The organism is Paraburkholderia sp. ZP32-5 (assembly GCF_021390495.1).
Taxonomy (GTDB): Bacteria; Pseudomonadota; Gammaproteobacteria; order Burkholderiales; family Burkholderiaceae; genus Paraburkholderia.
Genome location: NZ_JAJEJP010000003.1, coordinates 282,667 through 306,003, shown reverse-complemented (window position 1 = coordinate 306,003; position 23,337 = coordinate 282,667). Strand labels below are relative to the sequence as shown.

The window sequence follows — 23,337 nt, the reverse complement described above, 5'->3', positions numbered from 1 at the left end:
CGCGGCAAACTTGTAGAGGCACCTACCCCGTTACATCACGTCAGAACCGATACCCGATACCGCCGAGAATCACATCAGTATCGCGGCTATATCGCGTCATCACGCGATTCCACGTCACGCGCGCCGACCAGTGCTGCGTGACGCGATACGTGGCCGTCAGCGACAGCAGACCCGACAGAATGCCGTCGCCGGTGTCGCGATCGTCGTTGGAATCGCCGTGATGGATCGCCGCGTACGCGCCCGCGCCGACGCCGATCGCGAAACGGTCGTCGAAGAACGCGCGCGTGAGCCACAGTTGCGCGGTCATGCCGTCGCGTCGCGCGGATATGCCATTGCCTTCGTGCAGATAACCGAGCGTCGCATCGAGATACGGCAGCAGGCCGCGCCGGTACTCGATCGCTTCGGCCGCCGACGTCTGCGATTCGAGGCTGTTCAGAATCGTCTGGCCCGCCATCAGCGTGATTTCGTTGTTGGTCACCTTGCTCGTGCGCGGCAGCGCGAAATCGCGCGGACCTGGCGTATCGGGTGCATCGAGCTGGTAGCCGACACCGAGCATGATCGCGGTGGTCGACTCGCCGTTCTTCACCTGCACATGATTGAGTTGCAGATTCGCGGTCCAGCGATGCGTCGAATACCACGTGGCACGCGCGCTATAGACGACACCCCAGCTATGCGTATTCGAATAGCCTTCGCCCTGCTCGGCCGCTTCGGTATCGAAGTAGCGATACGGACCGACACCGAGCGCGAACACGAAGCGCCGGTCCATCACGGGCAGCCGGCCCCAGACCTGCGCAACCGGACCATCGCGATGATGGCCGGGTATGTGACCTTCGTTGAGCCAGGTGAAGCTGCCCGCGAAGTAATGGCCAAAGCCTTCCGTGTAGTCGAGCGCCCATGAATACGTGTGATCGTGCTCGCCCGTCAGCGGTCCGCCGTACAGCCCGAGTTCCTGGGCAGAAGCGCCTTTTGCCGTTATGCCAAGCGCTGCGGCGGCAATCAGAAATGTCCAGGTAGCCTTGGTCATCGAGTTGTTGGTCTGATGGTTAGGGGAAAACGCTTAGCCTGACAACCCATGGCCGTGCTCGTGATCTGCCGCGCATTGTGGCATGGCTTTGCGTGAATTCCGCGTCAACCGGCTCGCCGATATTTTTCGATTTATTTAAAAGACTTGAAACGCGCCGCCGCAAATGGCGCTTTGCGAAGTGTCTGAAGATGAAGAAAGGCTCTTCGCGCTTCGACCGGTTCGATCCGGTTATCGCCGTCGATCGACGCGAGTTCCGATACGTTGCAGTACACCTGAACGACGTTGACAATTGCGACGCGCGCGCTTCAGCAGCCGCGCCAACCGCATCACGCCACCGGCTGGCTCTTGCCGTAAGTCAGCCGGCCGTTTTTCGACAACAGCACCGCGACCGGCCGCGTCATTTCGAATTCGGAGAAGATGATCGTCATGCTGACCGTGATCGGCACCGCGAGAAATGCGCCTGGCACGCCCCACAATGCGGACCACACGGCCATGCTGGCGAGAATCGCAAACGGGCTCAGATTCAGCGAATTGCCCATCAGGTACGGATCGAGAATATTGCCGATCACGAAGTGAATCGCGGTCAGCGACACCAGCACGATCAGTATCGAATTCAGGTCGCCGAATTGCAGCATCGTCATCAGCACCGGGAACACGATGGCGAGCACCGAGCCGATATATGGCACGTAGTTCAAGAGCGCGGTCAGCACCGCCCACAACCCGGCGAATTCGAGGCCGATGCTGCGCATCGCCGCCCAGCAGACCGCGCCGAGCAGCACGCCGAGAAACGTCTTCAGCGCGAGGTACGCGCCGATGCGGCGGTTGATATCGGTGACGACCGCGCGGATGCGCGCCGCATTGCTCGAATTCGCCGACATATTCGCGAGCTTTTCGCCGAACGTGCCGCGCTCGACGAGCAGAAAAGCCGCGTACAGCACCACGACGAAAATATCGATGATGATCGACGACAGCGACGTCAGCATGCCGGTCACGATCGCCTGAATGTTGATCTGCGCGAGCATGTTCCGCCGCAGCGAATCCCACGTCGGTTCGCTTTCCAGATGAAGCAGCACGGAGATCTTGTGGATCATCGCGAGCAGCGAGTCCTGATAGCGTGGAGCAAGTGCGACCAGCGCGTCGTAGTTCTCGACCAGCATATCGACCGCGAGGAAGATGCCGGCGGCGATCAGGAACATCGAGAGACCGTAGCGCAGTTGCGCCGGCAGCCGTTTGCCGATGACCGGAATGCGCTGCAACAAACGCGTGAAATCGATGACCACATACACCGCGATCACGCCGAATACGATCGGAATGAACACCGCGCGTCCGATATACAGCACCCAGCCCACAATCAGCAGCAGCACCACCACGCATACGGACGCCTGCAATCTGTCGGTCATCTGTCAGTGCTCCATTGATCCGCAAACAAGTTCGCGCAGGAACCGATCTTCGCACATAACGATGACAGCCCGAACAAAACGCGACAGATCGTCCCGGCGGCCGGCTACGCGCCGGCCAGCGCGACTTCGGCGTGATTTCCGGACTCGCTTCAAAGCGATTTCGTGGCGAGTCCGGAATGACTTCAAGGTGACTTCGATCGATGCCAGACGTCACGTGAATGTGAACTCGCAGCGGCTTCGAACACGGCGCCGCGTCTGCTATGCCATTTCGGACACCCCGAAACGCGCCATCAGAAAGTCGCAAATCGCCGTGATTCACCGGGTCCGCTCGGGGGACGCATCTGCTACGCTGATTTGAAAGGTTTCATCCGGTCTGACGTAATCCGACGCGCGGGCATTCGACACGCGGCGGTCGTGTATTGCCGTCATCCCTGCAGCGAAGTCCGTGCCGCCGATCTTGCGTGGGTCGCGCGCGGCTGTCCGCGCGGTATCTGTTCGATACCCGCGCGCGATATCTGCTGCACGTCCCCTTCTTATCAACGGCACACGGAGCACGAGATGCTGGAACGGCTGGGAGTACGATTTGTCGCAATAAGCCTCGTCCTGAGTTTCGCCGGTTGCGGCGGTGGTGGTGGCGGTTCGAGCCCGACTGGCACTGGCTCGAATGGCGCCGCGGGAGCGTCAGCGCCCGCGTCGAGCCCGACACCCGCATCCAGTCCCACGCCGGCATCGGGCGCGACCGGCACCACGCCGACGCTCGCCGCCGCGACGCCGATCCTCGACGGCACCACGCTCGGCGACACCAACTGGCCCGCCGGTGTTACCGCGACCGGCGGCACCGGCCAGCCGGTCAGCGGCCTGAACTGCACGCTGCGCAGCACCTCGTACACGTACGCGCATCTGTCCATTTACCAGAACGGCAAGTTGCTCTCGCTGCCGCAGAACATCGGCATGGTCGAGCCGACCATGGCCGCGCCGACCGGCTGCGCGTACCCGGTCCATACGGTCGACGCGAGCGGCAAGATCCATATGGATGCGACGACCGGCGCGTCTTATACGCTCGGCCAGTTCTTCGCGATCTGGGGCGAGACGCTGAGTGCGACGAACGTCGCGGGCCTGACCGGCTCGCCGATGACGATCTATGTGAACGACGGCGGCGCGCTGACGCAATATACGGGAGACCCCGCGAGCCTCGTGCTGAAGCCGCATGAGGAAATCACCGTGATGATCGGCACGCCGCTCACGCAAGTGCCCACCTACACGTGGACCGATCCGCCGCCGTTCGACCCGAACCCGATCACGCTCGTGTATGGCGGCGTAGTCGGTGCGACCGGCACCTGGCCGAACGGCAACACCGCAACCGGCGGGACAGGCTCGCCAGTCGACGGGCTGACCTGCGCGCCGAACATGTCCGTGCTGTATCACGTGCATGCGCACCTTGCGATCATCAACAACGGCAAGTGGCTCGCGACGCCGATGAACGTCGGTATTCTGTCGCAATGCACATATGAAATGCATATGCACGACCAGACCGGCATCATCCATATCGAGGCACCGAGCGAGAAAACCTACACGCTCGGCCAGTTCTTCGACATCTGGGGAGAGCCGCTGACGAACACCAACGTCGCGGGCATCCAGGGCGACGTGGTCGCGTATATCAACGACAACGGCGATTCGCGGCGCTACATGGGCGACATACGCAACATCGAGTTGACGTCGCTGCGCGATATCACGTTGCAGATCGGCACGCCGCCGGTGAGCACGCTGGCCACGTATTCGTGGTACGAGCCGCAGTGATTGGCGTGATTAGCCGAATCGCTCGGGACGGAACGGTCGCGCGTCGATAAACGGCGTCGCGCCCGTCATCAGCTCCGCGAGCAGTCGTCCGCTGATGGGCCCGAGCGTCAGGCCGTGGTGGTTGTGGCCGAACAGAAACCACAGGCCGCGATGCCGCGGCGCGCGGCCGATCACCGGCCGCATGTCCGGCGTGCACGGGCGCAGCCCGAGCCACGGCGCGTCGTCCAGACGCTCGCCCAGACCGAACAGCGGCCGCGCAATCCGTTCGGCGCGTTCGAGTTGAATGCCCGTCGGCGCAGCCTCGCGGCGCGCGATCTCGACGCCGGTAGTCAGCCGCAAACCGGCGCGCATCGGCGCGATCACATAGCCTTCCTCGGTATCGACGACCGGCACGCTCAGCGTGGTCCGCGCGGGCCGGTAGTGCATGTGATAGCCGCGTTTCACGCGTAGCGGAATGCGATAGCCAAGCGGCGCGAACACCGTGTCCGACCATGGCCCGAGCGCGACCACCGCGTCCTTTGCGCTGATCTCGCCGGCGCTGGTCTGCACGGTCCATGCGTCGCCGTGCGCGCGCAGCGTGGCGGCATCGCCGGTCAGCAGCGTGCCGCCGCCCTGTTCGAACAGACGCGCGTAACCCTTCGTCAACGCACCGGGGTCGGAAATGCTCTTCGGGTCCTGCCAATGCAGCGCGCCGCAAAAGCCGTCGGCAAGCGCGGGCTCGCGCACGTGCAGCGCCGTCGCGTCGAGCGGCGTGACGCGCAGACCGTGTTCGCGCACCGCGGCTTCGGCATGCTGCGTCTGCTGCTCGAACTCAGCTGGTGTGCGGAACGCTTCGATCCAGCCGCCGTCGTGCGCGAGGCTCTGCAGACCCGCGCGCGCGATCAGCGCATCGTGTTCGGCGACACTGCTGCGAATCAGCGGCAGCATGTCGCGCGCCGCCGACGCCAGCCGCTCCGGCGACGACTCCCACCAGAAGCGGCCGAGCCAGCCGGCAAATGCGGGCAGCGCCTTGTAGTCCCAGTACAGATCGGTCGACTGATTGCGCGCGTAGCGCAGCAGCGTGCCGAGACGGCGCGGAAAACCGTACGGCACGATCGATGAACTCTCGATCAGCCCCGCGTTGCCAAAGCTGGTTTCCTCGCCGGGTGCGCGCCGGTCGACGAGCGCGACGCGACGGCCGCGCTCCTGCAGATGCAGCGCCGCCGATACACCGACGATGCCGGCCCCCACCACGATGACGTCGAAATCCATAGGCTCTCTGTGCCCGCGCCTCGTGGCACGGGTGGAAATGGTGCCTGCCGGGCCCGGGCCCGGCGGGCGCATGGGTGGCGCATGGCCGGCGCTACTGATGCAGCGGCTTGCCGGCGTTACGTTACGCGCTTCGCGATCCTGACTTCGCGAGGTTCGGCGGGCAACTCAGCGGGCAGCTCGCCTGGCCACTCATTTTGCAATGATGTCGCGCTTGAAATACTTGACCGACAGATTGCTCAGCGTGCCGTCCTTCTTCAATTCGTCGAGCGCGGTATTGATCTTGCCGGCGAGCGCCTTGTCGCCCTTGCGCAGACCGAAGCCGGTGCCTTCGCCGAGCGTGGCCGGATCCTTCAGCGGCTCGCCGACAATCATGTAATCGCGGCCGGCCGGCTTGTCGAGAAAGCCTTCCTGCGCGGTCTGCGCTTCCTGTACCGCGGCGTCGAGACGCCCCGCGGTCAGATCCGCGTACACCTGATCCTGGTCCTGATACGACACGACAGTCACGCCCGCATTCGCCCAGTGCAGCTTCAGGAAGTCCTCCTGCGACGAGCCTTGCAGCACGCCAACGCGCTTGCCCTGCAGGCTCTTCACGTCGGGCAGCAGCGGCGAGCCACGCTTGACCACCATCACGATCGGCACCACGTAGATCGCCGGCGTGAAATCGATGCTCTGCTTGCGCTTCGCGGTGATGTTCATCGCCGAGTTGATGACGTCGAACTTGCGCGCTTCGAGCGCCGGAATCAGCCCGTCGAACGAGTTCTCGACCCATACGCACTTCACGCCGAGCTTAGCGCAGACAGCGTTGCCGACGTCCACGTCGAAGCCCACCAGCTGACCGCTCGGCGACTTGCTCTCGAACGGAGGATAAGCCGCCTCGATGCCGAAGCGCAGGGTGCCGGTTTCGGCGTGGGCCGCGCCGCTCAGGCTGACGACAGCGGCGGCGAGGCAGACGGAGAGCGTGTGCTTGAGAGTCATGATCAGATCCGGGCGGGAAAAATGGCGCAACAGGGCGTCAGGGAAACGTCGATAAGGTCGCGAAAAAAGGGCCAGCCGAAACAGCACAGGTCTTCGCGGAGCCAGAAAAATGGACGCAGCTCTGCCGCTGTTCTGGAATGGAAGTCTATTCTGGACCACAATAATTGCAAGACTTTTCAAAAATAATTTTCCAGACTGGACTTTGATTTTAGAATTGACGCAGCGCCGGACCGCCGGCATCGATCCCCGCAACGAGATTCCAGCACACCTCCAGTCCATCTATGAGCCGCCCCATGAGTCAAAACCCTACCCCGTTCATCGTCCAGCACGAGGCTGTGCGCGACGCGCTGCCGGCGCTCGACGTACGCGGCGCGCTCGCCGCCATGTTCCGCGCGCTGCATCGCGAACAGGCGGTGCAACCGCCGCAGAGCCTGACGCTGCTGCCCGGCAACGCGGGCGATTTCATCACGTACCTCGGCGCGATCGCCGACGCGAAGGTATTCGGCGCCAAGCTGTCGCCGTATCTCGTCACGGATACGAAGCCGATCATCACCGCGTGGACCGCGCTGATGTCGATGGAAACCGGCCAGCCGCTGATGTGGTGCGATGCGGGACTGCTGACCGTCGAGCGCACCGCCGGTGCGACCGCGCTGGCGGTCGAGCATCTGGCCGCGCCCGGCGCGCGCCGGCTCGCCGTGGTCGGTGCCGGCGCGGTCGGTCAGGCGCATCTGCGCCATCTCGCGCCGCTGCGTCCGTGGGAGTCGATTCAGGTGTTTTCGCCGGGTCTGGCCGATGCCGCGCAACACGCGGCGAATGCCGGCAACGCCGCGCAGCGCGCTACCGCTGTCACGCTTAGCGCGCTCCGCGCGCTCGATTCCCGCGTGAGTATCAGCGCGACGCTCGAAGACTGCGTGCGCGATGCGGACGTGGTCGCGCTGTGTACGTCGTCGGGCACGCCGGTGCTCGCCGACGGCATGCTGAGCAAGCCCGCGTTGATCACATCGATCAGCACGAACGTTGCGAACGCCCACGAGGTGCCACCCGCCTGGCTGCCCGACATGGACGTGTATTGCGACTATCGGCGCACCACGCCCGCGAGCGCCGGTGAGATGAAGCTCGCCGCCGACCTGCATGGCTGGTCCGCGCAAAACGTGGTCGCCGATCTGCCCGAACTGGTGAGCGGCAACGGCAAGCTGCCGTCGTATCAGCGGCACGCGTTGTTCCGCTCGATCGGCCTCGGACTCGAAGACGTCGCGATCGCCTACGAACTGTTCCGCTATCTGAGCGAGCGCGACAGCATGGCAAAATAACGCCGCTCACCGGCGAGCGACGAAGTTCACAAGCGTCACAACACCAGACACCACGGCATCGCCGCCCGCCACGAACCCGCACTCCACCTCATGCGCAAGACAAAATCCACGCCGGCGCGCCGGCTGCTGCTCGAACGCTATAGCAGTGTCGCCGACGGTATCGCGATGCTGTTTTTCCCCTATGTCGAAGTCGTGATTCACGATCTACAGAGCCAGACGATCGCGTATATCGCGAACAATCTGTCGAAGCGTGAGCTGGGCGACGAATCCGCGCTGGAAGAAATCGATCACGACGCGCAACCGGGCACGATCGGCCCGTACGAGAAGCTCAACTGGGACGGCCGGCGCATGCGCTGCGTGAGCACGATGCTGTTCGACGATACCGGCACGGCCACCGGCATGATGTGCATCAACTACAACATCGCCGTGTTCGATGAAGTGAAGCACGTGATCGATCGCGTGATTTCAGGCGTCGGCATCGTCAAGCAGCCGGAGGCGCTGTTCAAGGATGACTGGCAGGATCGTATCAACACGTTCCTGCATGCGTGGTTGCAGGAACGTCATCTGGCGCTCAACTCGCTGACACGCGATCACCGGCGCGAGATCGTCGCCGCGCTGTGGGAAGAAGGCGCGTTCAACGGCAAGAGCGCGGCGAATTACGTGGCAAACGTGCTGGGGATGGGACGTGCGACCGTCTACCAGCACATCAGGGATTTGCGCGACGGTTCGTTGTGAGGGCTTGGGCCGCGTATCAACGCGGCGTGCCCGAATGCCCGATCCCGCCCGGCCGTCGCGGCACGATTCCCGCGATGGCTCTCGGCACTGCGTTTGCGACCAGGATCAGCGACGCGCCCGCCAGGCCGCTCGACACATGCTTCAACGCATGGCCGGCGATCACATGACGGGTCAGCTCCCACACCTGCCAGTCGAGGCTTTCGAAAATCTTCGCGACGCCGTAGAAGACGATCACCAGCGTCCATGCGAGCACGCCGTCTACCCGGCGCGTCAGCGTCATCACGATGATGAACGCGAGGCCGCCGAACTGCAGGATCGCGTAAGGCCATAGGCTGTTGAACAGAAGCCAGTAACCGACTGTCGCCGGCGATACGACGGCCATGATCAGCAGTTGCGGCCAGCCGACCCGGCGGCCGCTCCACGATGTCCACAGCATCGCGAGAATGCCGGCGAACACGATCGTCATCGGCAGACGATCCCAGACGAGCGTCGCGTCGGTCGGCGTCATATGGTAGTAAGCCGAGCCGAACGCGGTCAGCACCAGTCCGAACGCGGCGACCACCATGCCGGGGAATTGCGCCGGCTGATTCGACGCATGCCGCCGCACCCAGTCCAGACACAGCAAGCCCGCGATCAGAATCACGACGTTCGATAGCACGTCCGACGCATTGTGCAACGCGCCGAGCGAACGCTCGTCGGCGAAGTGGTGATAGGAGGCCGGCTGCGCAAGCGGCCAGATCAGCTGCAACACCGTGCCCACCACGAAAAGCATGATGCTGCCAAGCAGCAAGCGGGAGATCTTCACGTTGCTCGACTCCGAAAAGGCGCAGCACTGAAATACTCGATGGGACACGCTGCGGGACCCGATAGCGATCGACGCAGCGCTGACCGGCGGCGCGCGCCGGACGGATCGCCGCTGAGAGGATCCCCATTCGAATTCACGCAGCCTGTCCGTATCATCTGACAAAGCGGTTTGCGCAACAAGACCGGCTTGCGGGCACCGCTGACTGCCCGCTCATAGTATTCTCCTTACGCAATGCAAATTGCGTGCGAGATTGCGAATAAAGAACACGCTGGCAAAGCGGTAAGGCCCGGCGAGCAGCGACGACGCGATGTCTGCGCGACGTTTCGATCAAAACCAGCAGGGTCGCGACGACCCAAAGGACCTGTTGGACTTCATGCAAGCGCAGAAAGCCCCCCCGTTCTACTCGTCGCGTCGATGGCTGGGCGCGGCGCCCGCGCTGCTGCTGTGCGCGAGCCTGCTCGGCGGTTGTGCGTTGCCGCCGCTCGAAAACCGCACCGAATCGCATGCATTGACGCCCGAGAAAGCGGCCAGCACCGATCTCGGCCGCGCGGTGGCCCCCGAACTCGCTGCCCATGCGGGCCTCGCCGGCATCTATCCGCTGGCTGATGCGCACGTCGCATTCGCCGCGCGCATGGACCTGATCCGCTCGGCGCAGCGCACGCTCGATATCCAGTACTACATCTGGCGCAACGATCTGACCGGCACGCTGCTGCTCGAACAGATCCACGAAGCGGCGGATCGCGGCGTGCGGGTGCGGCTGCTGCTCGACGATCTCGGCACGCCCTCTTCGCTCGACCCGACGCTCGCGGCGCTCGACGCGCATCCGAATATCGAGGTGCGTCTGTTCAATCCGTTCGTGGTGCGCAACCCGAAATTCGTCGGCTTCCTGACAGATTTTCCGCGCGCCAACCGGCGCATGCACAACAAGTCGCTGACCGCCGACAGCACCGCGACGATTCTCGGCGGCCGCAATATCGGCGACGAATACTTCGATGCGACCGACGGCGTCGTGTTCGCCGACCTCGACGTGCTGGCCGTCGGGCCGGCAGCCGCCGACGTCTCGCGAGACTTCGATCGCTACTGGGCAAGCGCGTCGGCCTATCCGGCCGAGCGGGTTCTGCCGCACGAGAGCGTCGACCAGTTGGCGGTGCTCGAGCGCAAGGCGCAAGCGATCGCCGAAGACCCCGCGGCGGCCGCCTATATGTCGGCGCTGCGCGGCCCGCACGTCGTGCAAAAAATGTTCGACCACACGCTGCCGTTCGATTGGGCCAAAACGCAAATGATCAGCGACGATCCCGCGAAAGGTCTGAACAACGCGCCGCCGGAAGCGTTGATTCCTCATCAGATGCGCGAGGTGCTGGGCGATCCGACGAAGGAAATCGATCTGGTGTCGCCGTATTTCGTGCCGGCGCGCACCGGCACGCAGTACCTGACTGGCCTCGCCGAGAAAGGCGTCGAGGTGCGCGTGCTGACGAACGCGCTCGAAGCCACGGACGTCGCCGCGGTTCACTCCGGCTATATGAAGCGGCGCGTCGAACTGCTGAAGAACGGCGTGCATCTATATGAACTGAAGCGCACGGCGGTCACGCCTGGTGCGCCCGGTACGCCCGGTGCGCCTGACAAGAAAGAACAGTCACCGGGACCGTTCGGCAGTTCGGGCTCCAGTCTGCATGCGAAGACGTTTGTCGTCGATTCGCAACGGGTGTTCGTCGGCTCGTTCAATTTCGACCCGCGCTCGGCGTATCTGAATACCGAGCTTGGTCTCGTGATCGACAGTCCGGAGCTTGCGACCCAGGTCGATCGCAAGTTCCTTGCGTTGCTACCCAAAGTCGCGTACACGGTGCGCCTCGACGAAAACGGCAAGCTCTACTGGATCGAGCACAACGGCGATGTCGAAATCCGCCACGACACCGAACCCAATACCACGTGGTATGGCCGGCTCGGCGTGTGGATGTTGTCGATTCTTCCGATCGAGTCGCTGCTGTAGCGAGTGCGCAAAAAAGCCAGGCATAGCGGGCTATGCCTGGCTCCTTTTCCCTGCGTCCATGCTCCATGCAAGCGGACCGCCACCACTGGCGTGTTGCCGCGGCAATCAGAAACGCCGTAAGTCGCGATCGCGCATTGGATCGGGCGTGCGCGACACTTCACGCAACACGCCGCTGGTGTCGAACGAGAAGTTGAACAGCAAAGGTGTGATGTTGTTTTCCGTATAACGGTACGACCACACTTCGCGCTGCGAGCGGCGGAAGAACGCCGTTTCAGCGGGGCGGCCGAAGTTGGTCAACACGTCATCGCGTGTCCATGTACCAATTTGCGCGCGATTGAATTCGCTGATCTGCAATACCTGACGCACGCTGACGATCTTGCCGGAAGCGTCGATATCGGCGGCGACGGTGGTGGAACCCATCGGCTGCGTCGGCCACATGAGCCGGCGGCCACCGTTGGGCAATTGATAGACCTCGCGAGGCGGCCCCATCCGCGCGATGATCGCTGACTGATCCTCACCGGCCTGAAACTGTTGCCACGGCTGCGCGCAACCTGCCAGTATCAGCGCCATCGCACACGCGAGCGCCGCGCGACGCCAACTACCGGATGGGCGCGCGGCTCGCGCGGCGGAATCGGGAACATACGCGACGCGCGTGAACATGGCTTCCTCCCGTGACGTTCAATGGCGAGTAGCTTCGGTATTGCCGACAGCCTGGCTTCGCGATGACGCGGAAATGTTCGCGAATCGCGTTTGGGGCATAAGCGCGCGCGGCGTGCGAGTTTGCGACGTGCGCGTGTGCGACGTGCGCGTGTGCGACGTGCGCGTGTGCGACGTGCGCGTGTGCGACGTGCGCGTGTGCGACGTGTCTGTTCGCGGCGCTGGCGTTATGTTAATGCGCATCGATGCGTGTGTGTGCCATCGCCATTACGCATTGATGCGCCGTGGATGCGGCGTCGGTGCGGCCTTGATGCCAAACAGATAGTAGCTTGCCGCCATCGACGATGCGGGCAACGCCTCGCTCGCCGACAGCGGCCGTCAGCGACGTGCTGTTTAGCTTACGAGCTTTGCTCGCAGCTTTGCGTGCTCTTCCGCGGAAATCGAGCCAGACGCTTTCAGGCGATCGAGCTTGTCCAGTTCATCGGCGACGCTAAAGCCGACCACGTTGCGCAGGTCTTCCCGCATCTGTTTGGCGCGCGCCTGATCGCGCTCCGCCATGCCGCGATGCTGCGTAAGCAAATACGCGAAGATACCGATATACGGCAGGATGATAAGAAAAATCACCCAAAGAACTTTGCCCCAGCCCGACACATCATGACGGCGGAACAGGTCGCCCGAAACCGTAATGAGCAGCCAGAACCACAAAATGAACATGAAGATCGAAAAGAGATCGGCCAGGAAGTTCGTGAATGTGAAACCATCATTAAAGAAAAGCATCCTTGTTCTCCAGTCATTCCGGTTGCAATTGAACGGCTTATTCGATTTCGAACTAATGGTTGCTTGCTATGGACGGTTTTTGCAATCAGCCCAGCAGCGCTGAAAACTTACCACGAGCGGATGTCAGTGCGTACGCGCATGCTTCGGTTTGTATTAACGGCATGGCTAAGCTCGGGGACAGCTTGCATAAAACGACGAACCGTCTGTTCAGCGCGTGTTTCATTTTTTCTCCGCTGCGTTGCACGAGATACTCGTGATGCCGACCCTTTTTATCTTATATCGTAACTCTGCACGATAACGCGAGCACTTTTTCGGGGGGTTAGTCTGTGCCCGCCATTGAGATTCAAGTCCACGATGCCAGCAATGTCAATTTCATTCCGTCGATAAACGACAATGATCATGTGTTTTTTCTCGAGAGATTGAAAGGCATTGCAAAGGATCGGGGCTTCTTGGGTGGCTTGTGGAGGAGGCAGTCACTGTGAGGAATGCGGTGACGAGCTGTGAATGACAAGCGGTAATGACCAGTGACAAGCGGGCTAGGCTCTAGTCCGTATCGGCTGTGGGCCAGAGACCGACACTTGGTGCGCGGTGCTACGGGTTGCGAATTTTCGGCGCGGGGAATTGGGTGAGCCTTGCGCTATTGCGTGGCATCGTGGGAGCGCGCGGCTTGGTGGTCGCCGGGCCGCCGCAGCCGCGTATTGAGATCGATCAGGGAAAAGAACTAGACACAACGAAGGTCGCAGACCATCGGCGGATGGCATGAAACGACTAACGTGCATTCACAACCAATCTCTGTTCGGCGCTGAGTCTCAACATCCACCATCACCAACGCTTGCGGCATCGCAAAAAAATTCATGGGGCACGCGTACAGACAGAATATTTTTTCGGGCGCTGATATCGTTAGGGCGCGACATTTTGGTTCGATATCGCGGCCGAGTAGCTTGGCTGTAGACGTAACAAAGCATAGGACCGCGCAAGTATTGTCGGCGCGCTGGTTGGTCGTAAGCGTGACCACCAGCGTAGCCATATGCTTGACCACCAGCGATGTCCGAGAATATTCCAGCTACACAGCAGTTCGGTCGGAACGCCCGAAGATTGATCTCCCGGTTATACGAGGTTGGCAGCACTGAACGCAATCGCTTCGTCAGGTGCCGCGGTTGGATCGACGACTTCGATCGCGATGTGCGTCAGCGCTTCTTTTGCCGCGGAAGCGTTAAGCCATTGTCGAGCCAGTCGTGGCAGTACATGCTGTTCGATAAAGCCGATCAGCACACGCGCACCAGTTTCCTGCACGAGACACCGTCCAACTATGTAGTCGACCACCTCCGGAGCGTATGTCAGCCGGATCTGATTGTTTTCGGCCATACGCCAAACCACCCGGTTCAGATGCAGGCGCACGATCTCTGCAAGGGAATTCTGCCCCAATGGGCGATACGGTACGACGGTCACTCGACCGAGAAACGCAGCGGGAAACGTCTTCAGCAGTTCGGGAGTTAACGCCGATCGCAGCCCGTCCATGTCCGGCGCAAGCATCGGATCGGCATACAAGCTCGCGGTCAGCTCAGCGCCGACGTTACTTGTCATCAGAATCGTGGTGTTGCGGAAATCGATATAGCGGCCGTCCCCGTCTTCCATGTAGCCTTTATCGAGTACCTGGTAGAACATTTCGTGTACGTCGCCGTGCGCCTTCTCGATTTCATCGAGCAGCACGACCGAATATGGACGCCGACGCACCGCTTCGGTCAGCACGCCGCCTTCGCCGTACCCGACGTATCCCGGTGGGGCGCCCTTGAGGCCGGAGACGGTATGTGCTTCCTGATACTCGCTCATGTTGATGGTGATCAGGTTCTGCTCACCGCCATAAAGCGCCTCGGCAAGCGCGAGCGCGGTCTCAGTCTTGCCGACACCGGACGGCCCCGTGAGCAGAAACACGCCGAGCGGCTTGCGCGGATCCGCGAGGCCCGCGCGCGCAGTCTGTACACGTTCCGCGATCTGTCCCAGTGCATCGTATTGGCCAAACACTCGCGCCCCGAGTGTGATGGGTAGCAACTGAATGGCGCTCACCTCATCGGTCACCATGCGTCCAACAGGAATGCCTGTCCAGTCCGAGATAATTTCCGCGACAATTGCTTCGTTGACTTCGGGGAATACGAGCGGTTCACCCGCCTGCAGGTTCGACAACTTCTGCTCCAACTCGCGTAACCTGCCCATCTGCTTATCGACACCCTCAGACGCGCCGCCCTCCACAGACGCACTCAATGCATCGCGCGCATCTTCCAGTTCCCTCACCATCTGTATCTGTACTTGCCACGCAATCTCGACAGCGAACTCCTCGGTCTGCAGTGTCGCGATGCCCTCGTTGATCTCTGCAAGCGCAACACCGTCACCAAGACCGATGCGCGCCTCATCGGTCAACATCTCAGCCTCGACCCGCGCGGCCCGCAGCCGTTCGCGAATGCCCTGCAGCTCACGCGGCGGCGCATGTTGCGATAGCGCGACGCGCGCACAAGCGGTATCGAGCAGGCTAATCGCCTTGTCCGGCAACTGACGCGATGGAATATAGCGATGCGACAGCGTGACTGCCGCGCGAATCGCTTCATCGAGCACCACGACACCATGATGGTCGCCAAGTGCACGAGCGAGGCCACGCACCATGTCAATAGCGGTGGGTTCCTCGGGTTCCGCAATCTGTAGCACCTGGAACCGGCGCGTGAGAGCTGGGTCTTTCTCGATGTGCCGTTTGTATTCAGTCCACGTAGTTGCGCCGATCGTGCGCAATGTGCCGCGCGCGAGAGCCGGTTTGAGCAGGTTGGCGGCGTCGCCGGTGCCGGCCTGACCGCCGGCGCCGATCAGCGTATGGATTTCGTCGACGAACAGCACGATCGGCGTAGAAGATTTCGCCGCTTCTTCGAGCACGGACTTCAATCGCGCCTCGAACTCGCCCTTCATGCTCGCGCCGGCGAGCAGCGCACCAACGTCGAGACTCAACAGACGGACGTCGGCAAGCTTCGGCGGCACTTCGCCTGCCGCGATTGCGAGCGCGAGCCCTTCGACAACTGCCGTCTTGCCCACGCCAGCATCGCCGGTCAGCAGAGGATTGTTCTGACGCCGACGCAACAGTACATCGATCATCGTGCGAATCTCGACTTCACGACCGACCACGGGATCGATCTCGCCAGCCCGCGCCCGCGCGGTGAGATCCGCGCAGAACTGCGAGAGTGCCGCACCCTTCGTCGGCGCTACCAGCGCGCCTGACGCCTCGCCCGGCACCGCGGACGAGAAATCGCTCCGGTCATGCGGCACCTCCTTCGCTTCAGGCGATCCGTCGATCCATACCGGCAGCGCGTCATGAAGTCCGTCAGCCGGAATCTTGCCGAACGCTGGCGATATGGACAGCAGCACGCGCCGCAACTCCGGTGTCTCAACGAGCGCGGCGATGAGCCACGCGCCACGAATCCGGTGCTCGCCGAACGCCAGCGTCGTGACCACCCATGCTCGCTCGATCGCCGCTTCCACATGATGCGAAAAGTCTGTGAGCGCGCTCGCACCCGACGGCAACGCCGTCAGCGATGTTTGCAGATCTCTCTCGAGCAGTTCGCGGCTAATGCCGCAATGCCTGACGATACGATGCAGATCGCTATCGGGCTGCATCATCAGCTGATGCAGCCAGTGCACCAGTTCGATATACGGATTACCGCGCAGCTTGCAGAGCGCGGTGGCGGACTCGATGCTCCGGAAGAGCGTCGCGCCGAGCTTGCCAAACAGTGCATGACGTGAAATGGACATATGACGTGACCGTTGATTGCGGGTTATCTGGATGCTGAAGCGAACGAAGCGCGAGTTCGGTCGACATTCGGCCTGGTGACGAGATGTTCTCGACAACTCGCACACATCGCATTGATCGTGGGTCAAAGCATAGCCCGTCACGTGTCGTATGTATTTGGGCCGTTGCCCATATTCCCGTTGAAACGCGCGAAGTACTATTCATTCCGTAATGCATCCCGTCATACGTCGCGCGCTATTTTCATGCGGGCAGGTTTGGCATTTAGTCTTCTCACTCCTCGCAGGAGGATTCCCAGCGTGCACGTTCTATCGGCAGATTTCTCTCGCATTCGTCGTATTCGCAAGGCGCCCTGATGATGACCGGATATCAGGCCCGATGGGACAACTCACCCATCAAAGCAGACGCGCTGACGATGTTCGCAAGGACGATCCGCTCGTTCGCGGCCATCAGGCCGATGGGATCGCAGGAGACCATCACGCCGAGAACCTTGGGAACCCTGATAACCACCACGCAGCGCTCATCAGCTTCGCATACCGATTTATCCGACGCGCACACGACTGGCTGTGCATTGGGCACAAGCGTAGGCGATAGCACAAACGCGGGCGATATCTCCAACGGCAATTTGCTCTCGCGTGGCGACGATCAACCCTTGTCCGATTCGCCCTCGAAGCTTCCAGACGAAACGACGAACCCTACCGAAGCCGACAGTCCCGCACACCTAACAAACGAGCCGCTGGCGGAGCCGCTCCAACCTGTGCTCGCGAAGCCGGAAGACTGGAGCGATCTGATCGCACTCGCCGGTGACGACCATAGCGCGATCCAGCCCAAGCCGCTGCGACGCGCGAGCGAACCACCCGCTCCGGAAAACCCGCAGCACGACAGCGACTCGTTGTTTTGGCCGGCTGGCCTGGGCGAAATGGGAGCGCTCGAATCAAATGCGTCTGAAGCGGACCCGCTCGCCATGCTCACGCTCGAATACCGTCAGGCACTCTTGAGTCGGAAAAGCGGCAACGTGCACGCTCTGAAAAAAGCAAGCACGGATAGCCACGGGTCGGCCATCACACCGCAGCACGATCCGTTCGCCGAACTCGCGCTGTCATCGCAGGGCGAGTCGTCCGTATTCGATCTGCTCACTCAAGGCAGAAATATCGACACGCTGCTGGACAGCCTCGACGCGTTCGGCTCCGGTCAGATCTTCGAAGCGGACGAACCACACGAAATCCTAGCGCTGCTCGCGCCCGGTGGCCTCTCGCCGCGCCGTACAAGCCAGACCGCGCCGCTTGCGCGTCAGGAACACCACCTCGTCAGCGTAGACAGCCCTATGTCCGTGCCTGACTCCACCGAATACGAAGTAACCGCATCCCCAGATGAACACGACCGCTAATCCGCACGCGTCACCAGCACTAACGCTTCAAAGCTGGCTCAACACGCAAACCCTCGCCGAACTGAAAGCGCAGACCATCGACAACGTGCGCAGACATCCGTCGAACGTCCGCGAACGCTGGCTGCTGTTCGAGCTGCTGTGCGTCGACGGCGAATGGGAACGCGCGCTGCAGCAACTGCAAACGTGGGCCACGCTGGAACCAGAAGGCGCATCGCGCGCGCACCTGTATCACGGACTGATCCAGAGTGAGATGTTCCGCGCCGAGGTGTTCGCGGGCCAGCGCACACCTGGAGAAATCGATCCACTGCCGACGTGGGTGAACTCGCTGATAGAGGCCAACGTCAAGCTCGGCAAAGGTGACCTCATCGCCGCCGACGAACTGCGTCATGCCGCCTTCAGCGCCGCACCGGCAACGCGCGGCCGAGGCGCACGGGTCGGCACATTCGAATGGCTGGCCGACAGCGACAGCCGTCTTGGCCCGGTGTGTGAACTGGCCGTCGCGGGCGGTTATCGCTGGGTGCCGTTCGACGCGATGAAATCGCTCACCCTCGGCCCCACCACCACACTGATCGACCTCGTCTGGCGCTCGGTCATCGTGGGTCTGCGCAATGCAACCGTGCTGCGCGGCTATCTGCCGGTGCGCTATCCAGGTTCGGAAAGCAGTCCGTGCGCAACCAGGCTCGCCCGTGAAACCGTGTGGACCGACGTCGGTGAAGCCGGTGTGATCGCGCTCGGCCAGAAAACCTGGTGTACCGATAGGGGGGACTTCGGCTTGCTCGACCTCGACGAATGCCACTTCATTCACGACGAACAGACCGAGCAGACATGAGTATGTCCGACATCCGGCATCGGCAGGCGTATCTGCCGTCGTTGATCGACCGTCTACTCGACGACGCACCGCAACGGCAAACCGAACATCCGGACGCCTATGCGCCGAACGCCGAACGCATGCACCGCATCGTCGAACGCGACCTGAGTCTGCTGCTTAACACGACCAGCCTCAACGATGAGTTCGATGAAACGCGACATCAAGCAGTGGCCAATTCGGTCGTCAACTACGGCATTGCCCCGCTGTCCGGCAGCTATCTCACCAATCGCAGCTGGGAGGATGTCGCGAGCGTGGTCCGTGCCGCGATCAAGCGCTTCGAGCCGCGCCTGATATCTGATTCGGTGCATATCCGCCCACTGCATAGCAAGGACCCGATCCGCTACAGCCAGCTCATATTCGAGATCGACGGACTGATGCACTGGTCGCCCTATCCGCTCGAATTTCGCATTCAAAGCGCGTTCGACATCGAGACGAATCAGGTCACGTTCGATACGGATCTCCGCCGGGAACGCTGATATGGATCCGAAATTTCTCGAGTACTACAACACCGAACTGACCTATATGCGGGAGATGGCCGGCGAGTTCGCCGCGCAGCACCCGAAGATCGCGCGACGCCTCGGCATGGATGGCATCGAGGTCGCCGACCCGTATGTGGAGCGGCTCATCGAGGCATTCTGTTTCACATCGGCTCGTACCCAGATCAAGCTCGACGCCGAGTTTCCCCGCTTCACGCAGCGTCTGCTCGAAGTGGTCTATCCGAATTACGTCGCGCCCACGCCATCGATCGCGGTTGTGCAGTTGCGGCCCAGCCTGAGCGCTGGAGATTTCGTGACGGGCGTACAGGTGCCGCGTCATAGCATGCTGCGCTCGGCGATTCCACCCGGCGAGCAGACCGCATGCGAATTCCGCAGTAGTCAGGACGTGAGGCTGTGGCCGATCGAGATCGTCGACGCACAGCTCACCGCCGTGCCGCCGGATATCCCAAACACCGATCGCCATCTGCTGCCGCATCAGCAGTTACGCGGCGCATTGCGGCTGCGGCTGCGCACAACAGCCGAGGTCAAGTTCAGCCAGATGCAGAATTTCGATCGGCTGCCGGTCTATCTCGGCGGCGACGAACGCATCGCCTCGCATCTGTTCGAGCTGGTCCACGCGGGCAGCGTTGCTTCGGTGGTGCGCACGTATGGCGCGGCGCGCGGCGAAGGGCATGTGGTCACGAAATCGCCGGTGGAATTCGAAGGGCTGCAACCGGCGCAGGGGCTGTTGCCGCTCACGTGGAATACATTCCATGGCCACAATCTGCTGCAGGAGTATTTCGCGTACCGCCAGCGCTTTTATTTCGTCGCGCTGACGCAGCTCGCACCGGGCCTCGCACGCGTTGACAGCAACGAAGCCGAAATCGTGTTGCTACTCGACCGGCTGCCCGAAGAACTGGCCACGCACGTCGACGCATCGCGCTTCCTGCTGTTCTGTACGCCGGTCGTCAATCTGTTTCACAAACGCACCGACCGTGTCGAACTCAATCGCGCGCATACAGACTTCCACCTGCTCGCCGACCGCACGCGCCCGCTCGACTATGAAATCTTCTCGGTGTCGCGGGTGTTCGGCAAGAAGGCCCAAACATCGCTCGAAGTCGAATTCAATCCGCTCTATCAGACATTGCACAGCGACGTGGGCAACCACGGCCGCTATTTCTCGGTGCGCCGCGAGCAGCGCACGCTGTCGGCCAACGCACGCAAGTACGGCACCCGCACGCCGTACATCGGCACCGAGGTCTATGTATCGCTGGTCGATCAGGCCGAAGCGCCTTATGCCGACGACATCCGTTACCTGTCAGTCGATGCCTGGCTCACGAACCGCGACCTGCCGCGTCTGATCCCGCGCAACGGCAAGACCGATCTCACGATGCCCGACTCAGTACCCATCGAAGGCGCCAGCCTCGTGCATGCACCCAGCGCGCCGCGTGCGCCTTATGCGAGCGGTGAAACGGCGTGGCGTCTGATCCGTCAGTTGAGCTTCAACTACATGCCGCTTGCCGAACTCGATCACGGCGACGGCGGCCAGGCATTGCGCAACATGCTCGGCCTGTTCATCACGCCGGGCGAGCGCGAACAGGCGAGGCAGATCGAAGCACTCGTCGGCGCGCGCACCGAGCCGGTCGTCCGGCGTCTACCTGGCGACGGCCTGCTCGTCTACGGGCGTGGCGTGCGCTGCGAACTGACCGTCGACGAAACGGGCTTCTCCGGTATCAGCCCGTATCTGTTCGGCCTCGTGCTCGAGCATTATCTTGCCCGTCACGTGTCGATCAACGTCTTCACCGAAACCGAACTCCGTTCGATGCAACGTGGCCTCGTCACGCAGTGGCGGCCGCGCATGGGCGGACGCGGAGCAGTGTAGATGGATATGTCGAACACATCCGCTGCCGCGTCGGCGCCGCTGGGGCTCGATCCGCAAGCGCCTGGTACCCGGCTGAACGCGTGGTTCGACCCGCAAGCGCCGTGGCAATCCGGCTTCATGAGCGTATTACGCGCGATCGCGGCACGCGCGCCGACGATGCCGTTGCCCGGTACCGCGCGGCTACCCGGCGAGGAACCGTTCCGGATCGGCCAGCAGCCGACGATGACATTCGCGCCGCGAGAGATCGCGTCGCTCGACGTGCGCAACGGCCGCCTCGACGTGCGTCTGTTCGGGCTCGGTATTTGGGGGCCGCAGGGGCCGCTGCCGTTGCATATGACGGAGCTCGCATACAGTCGCGCGGAAAGTCATCAGGATCACACCCTCGTTCACCTCGTCGACCTGTTCCATCACCGTGCGCTGTCGCAGTTCTATCGCGCATGGGCGTCCGCACAAGCCACTGCGTCGCTCGACCGGCCCGACGACGAAACGTTCTCGTTCTATGTCGCGAGCCTGACCGGAGTCGACCCAGCCGAGGCGCGGCGCTCCTGTCTGCCAACCCACGCCCGTTATAGCGCGGCGGCACATCTCGTGCGCGAGTCGCGCGATCCGGCCGGCGTCGCGGCAACGCTATCGCACTACTTTGGCGTGCCCATGGTGGTCGAGGAATTCGTTTCGCACTGGATCCATCTATCCGCCACGGAACATACGAAGCTTGGCGTGGCGGGCCCGGCGGCGATCATCGGCGAATGCGCGCAACTGGGCGAGACGATTCCCGACCGGCAGCACAAGTTCCGCCTCGTGGTGGGACCGCTGGACCTTGAGCAGTACCTGCGCCTAACGCCGCACGGCGAGGATTTGGCCACATTCGTCGAATGGGTGCGGACCTTCGTCGGCCACGAGTACGCATGGGAAGTCAAGCTGCTGGTGCAACCGCGCGCCGCGCCGCCAGCCCGCGCCGATGCGGCGCAACGACTCGGCTATTCGACGTGGCTCGGCGAGTCGCTCAACGATCAGCCTGTCGTCGGCATGGTGTTCGAGCCCGAGCAATACAACGATCAATCCAGGAGTCTGCGCACATGAACGCCAACACCCCCGCCGCCTTGCTGCGCTACGCAGACCTCCTTGAACCGGTCGACGTCGGCGCGCCCTGCGGTCCCGACCTCGAATACGATCCGGATTTCGTGATGCTGCTCGCCGCCGCAGCGCCGCGCGTCGACGCGCAGTACGGCGATTTCGTCGACGTTCCGGCGCCCGCCAATTGGGCCGAGATCGAACGCCACTGCCGCGCGCTGCTGCTGCGCACGAAGGACATTCGCCTCGCGGTTATCCTGCTGCGCTGTCGGGTCCGGCTCGACGGCGCGGGCGGACTGCGCGACGGGCTGGCATTCCTGAAGGCGATGTTCGAATGCTATGGCGAAGCGCTCCATCCGCTGCCCGTCTTCGAGGGTGAACGTGACCCAGTAATGTTTGCGAATGCGATCGCCGCCCTCGCCGATCCCGACGGGGCGCTAGCCGATGTGCGAGACATCGCGATGCCGAAGGCAACGGGCCTGAAGCTGCAGCTACGCGATATCGAAAAAGCGTTTGCAATGCCCCGCCAGAAAGGTGCACTCGCGCCTGAGTCCGTCGTCAGACTGCTTAAGGAATTATCGGGCCGGCGCGATGCGGCAATTGCGGCATTCGCCGAAGCGAGGCGGCTGACTGAAAATATCGCCGCGTGGTGCGATGAAAAACTCGGCGCCGACGCGCCCGATCTCGGCGCGTTATCCCGCACGCTGCAGCCGTTTGCGCAATCGCAACTGGACGGTGGCGGCTCAACAGTATCGGTGGCGACCAGACACGCCTCGACGCAGGGCGACGCCCTTCCGTCAGTTCCTCTGCCTATCACAAGCGCAACCACGGTCCCCGCCGCGCCAATCCCTGTCGCTGGCTCGCCGTTGCCATCAGACCTACGAGCCGATGAGCTATCGGCTACCGTCATCGCGCCGCCCGTTGACCGGTGGAGCGCGCTTGCGGCCATTCAGCAAACACGCATGTGGTTCGAGCAGAACGAACCGAGTAGCCCGGTCATCGTCCTGTTACGCCAGTCGGAACGAATGGTAGGCAAACGATTTTCGGAACTTGCCCACATCATTCCGGCCGATCTGCTGGCTAAATGGGATGAGATCGACACCTGAGCCAGTTCGTCGCCACGGCCTTTATTTCCTTTTCCTCCAATCCATACG

18 protein-coding genes are annotated in these 23,337 nt (G+C 62.3%); 10 read left to right on the top strand and 8 right to left on the bottom strand.

Going from position 1 to position 23,337, the window contains the following annotated elements:
* Window positions 1–40: 40 nt before the first annotated feature.
* Together L0U82_RS33955 and L0U82_RS33950 are read right to left on the bottom strand one after the other, a co-directional pair.
* Window positions 41–1,024 (bottom strand): hypothetical protein, encoded by a 984-nt coding sequence (locus L0U82_RS33955; protein WP_233838016.1) that lies wholly within the window; start codon window positions 1,022–1,024, stop codon window positions 41–43.
* 326 nt (window positions 1,025–1,350) lie between these two features.
* Window positions 1,351–2,424 carry an AI-2E family transporter gene (locus tag L0U82_RS33950; RefSeq protein ID WP_233838015.1) on the bottom strand — a complete coding sequence of 358 codons (1,074 nt, stop codon included), beginning with the start codon at window positions 2,422–2,424 and terminating at the stop codon, window positions 1,351–1,353.
* A 558-nt stretch (window positions 2,425–2,982) separates the two neighbouring features.
* On the opposite strand from L0U82_RS33950, the gene L0U82_RS33945 reads away from it, so the two are divergent.
* Complete coding sequence (locus L0U82_RS33945) at window positions 2,983–4,221, top strand: hypothetical protein (RefSeq protein WP_233838014.1); 1,239 nt, start codon at window positions 2,983–2,985, stop codon at window positions 4,219–4,221.
* 9 nt (window positions 4,222–4,230) lie between these two features.
* Here L0U82_RS33945 and L0U82_RS33940 read toward each other — a convergent pair whose 3' ends face one another.
* Together L0U82_RS33940 and L0U82_RS33935 are read right to left on the bottom strand one after the other, a co-directional pair.
* A complete protein-coding gene (locus tag L0U82_RS33940; RefSeq protein WP_233838013.1) occupies window positions 4,231–5,472 on the bottom strand; it encodes an NAD(P)/FAD-dependent oxidoreductase in 1,242 nt (413 codons plus the stop codon).
* Window positions 5,473–5,661: 189 nt separating this feature from the next.
* Window positions 5,662–6,447 (bottom strand): ABC transporter substrate-binding protein, encoded by a 786-nt coding sequence (locus L0U82_RS33935; RefSeq protein ID WP_233838012.1) that lies wholly within the window; start codon window positions 6,445–6,447, stop codon window positions 5,662–5,664.
* Window positions 6,448–6,740: 293 nt separating this feature from the next.
* Between L0U82_RS33935 and L0U82_RS33930 the strand changes: the two genes are divergently transcribed.
* Complete coding sequence (locus tag L0U82_RS33930) at window positions 6,741–7,757, top strand: ornithine cyclodeaminase family protein (RefSeq protein WP_233838011.1); 1,017 nt, start codon at window positions 6,741–6,743, stop codon at window positions 7,755–7,757.
* A gap of 90 nt (window positions 7,758–7,847) precedes the next feature.
* Window positions 7,848–8,492 carry a helix-turn-helix transcriptional regulator gene (locus tag L0U82_RS33925; protein ID WP_233838010.1) on the top strand — a complete coding sequence of 215 codons (645 nt, stop codon included), beginning with the start codon at window positions 7,848–7,850 and terminating at the stop codon, window positions 8,490–8,492.
* A gap of 16 nt (window positions 8,493–8,508) precedes the next feature.
* Here the strand turns inward: L0U82_RS33925 and L0U82_RS33920 are convergent, their stop codons facing one another.
* Window positions 8,509–9,297: a ceramidase gene (locus L0U82_RS33920; RefSeq protein WP_233838009.1), complete on the bottom strand. Its 789-nt coding sequence runs from the start codon at window positions 9,295–9,297 to the stop codon at window positions 8,509–8,511.
* 373 nt (window positions 9,298–9,670) lie between these two features.
* Here L0U82_RS33920 and L0U82_RS33915 point away from each other — a divergent pair, with 373 nt between their 5' ends.
* On the top strand, window positions 9,671–11,284 hold the full coding sequence (locus L0U82_RS33915) for a phospholipase D family protein (protein WP_233838008.1): 1,614 nt from the start codon (window positions 9,671–9,673) through the stop codon (window positions 11,282–11,284).
* 105 nt (window positions 11,285–11,389) lie between these two features.
* Here L0U82_RS33915 and L0U82_RS33910 read toward each other — a convergent pair whose 3' ends face one another.
* The 3 genes from L0U82_RS33910 to tssH form a co-directional block, all read right to left on the bottom strand.
* Window positions 11,390–11,944 (bottom strand): hypothetical protein, encoded by a 555-nt coding sequence (locus L0U82_RS33910; RefSeq protein WP_233838007.1) that lies wholly within the window; start codon window positions 11,942–11,944, stop codon window positions 11,390–11,392.
* A gap of 390 nt (window positions 11,945–12,334) precedes the next feature.
* The gene (locus tag L0U82_RS33905; protein WP_233838006.1) at window positions 12,335–12,718 is read right to left on the bottom strand and encodes an SHOCT domain-containing protein; all 384 of its coding nucleotides are present in this window, start codon (window positions 12,716–12,718) and stop codon (window positions 12,335–12,337) included.
* A 1,107-nt stretch (window positions 12,719–13,825) separates the two neighbouring features.
* Window positions 13,826–16,504, bottom strand: a complete 2,679-nt coding sequence (tssH, locus tag L0U82_RS33900) for a type VI secretion system ATPase TssH (protein WP_233838005.1) — start codon at window positions 16,502–16,504, stop codon at window positions 13,826–13,828.
* 350 nt (window positions 16,505–16,854) lie between these two features.
* On the opposite strand from tssH, the gene L0U82_RS33895 reads away from it, so the two are divergent.
* Genes L0U82_RS33895 through L0U82_RS33870 form a run of 6 tightly spaced genes read left to right on the top strand, consistent with a single transcriptional unit; the run spans window position 16,855 to window position 23,289 of the window.
* Window positions 16,855–17,886, top strand: coding sequence for a TagK domain-containing protein (locus L0U82_RS33895; RefSeq protein ID WP_233838004.1), 1,032 nt, complete (start codon window positions 16,855–16,857; stop codon window positions 17,884–17,886).
* Window positions 17,870–18,715: a type VI secretion system accessory protein TagJ gene (locus tag L0U82_RS33890; protein WP_233838003.1), complete on the top strand. Its 846-nt coding sequence runs from the start codon at window positions 17,870–17,872 to the stop codon at window positions 18,713–18,715. The genes L0U82_RS33895 and L0U82_RS33890 overlap by 17 nt, the downstream gene beginning before the upstream one ends.
* A complete protein-coding gene (gene tssE, locus L0U82_RS33885) occupies window positions 18,712–19,230 on the top strand; it encodes a type VI secretion system baseplate subunit TssE (RefSeq protein WP_233838002.1) in 519 nt (172 codons plus the stop codon). Before L0U82_RS33890 ends, tssE begins: the two co-directional genes overlap by 4 nt.
* 1 nt (window position 19,231) lies before the next feature.
* A complete protein-coding gene (gene tssF / locus L0U82_RS33880; protein WP_233838001.1) occupies window positions 19,232–21,112 on the top strand; it encodes a type VI secretion system baseplate subunit TssF in 1,881 nt (626 codons plus the stop codon).
* Between the two features lie 6 nt (window positions 21,113–21,118).
* Window positions 21,119–22,192, top strand: a complete 1,074-nt coding sequence (tssG, locus tag L0U82_RS33875) for a type VI secretion system baseplate subunit TssG (RefSeq protein ID WP_442793726.1) — start codon at window positions 21,119–21,121, stop codon at window positions 22,190–22,192.
* The gene (locus L0U82_RS33870) at window positions 22,189–23,289 is read left to right on the top strand and encodes a type VI secretion system protein TssA (RefSeq protein ID WP_233837999.1); all 1,101 of its coding nucleotides are present in this window, start codon (window positions 22,189–22,191) and stop codon (window positions 23,287–23,289) included. The genes tssG and L0U82_RS33870 overlap by 4 nt, the downstream gene beginning before the upstream one ends.
* The last annotated feature ends 48 nt before the right edge of the window (window positions 23,290–23,337 follow it).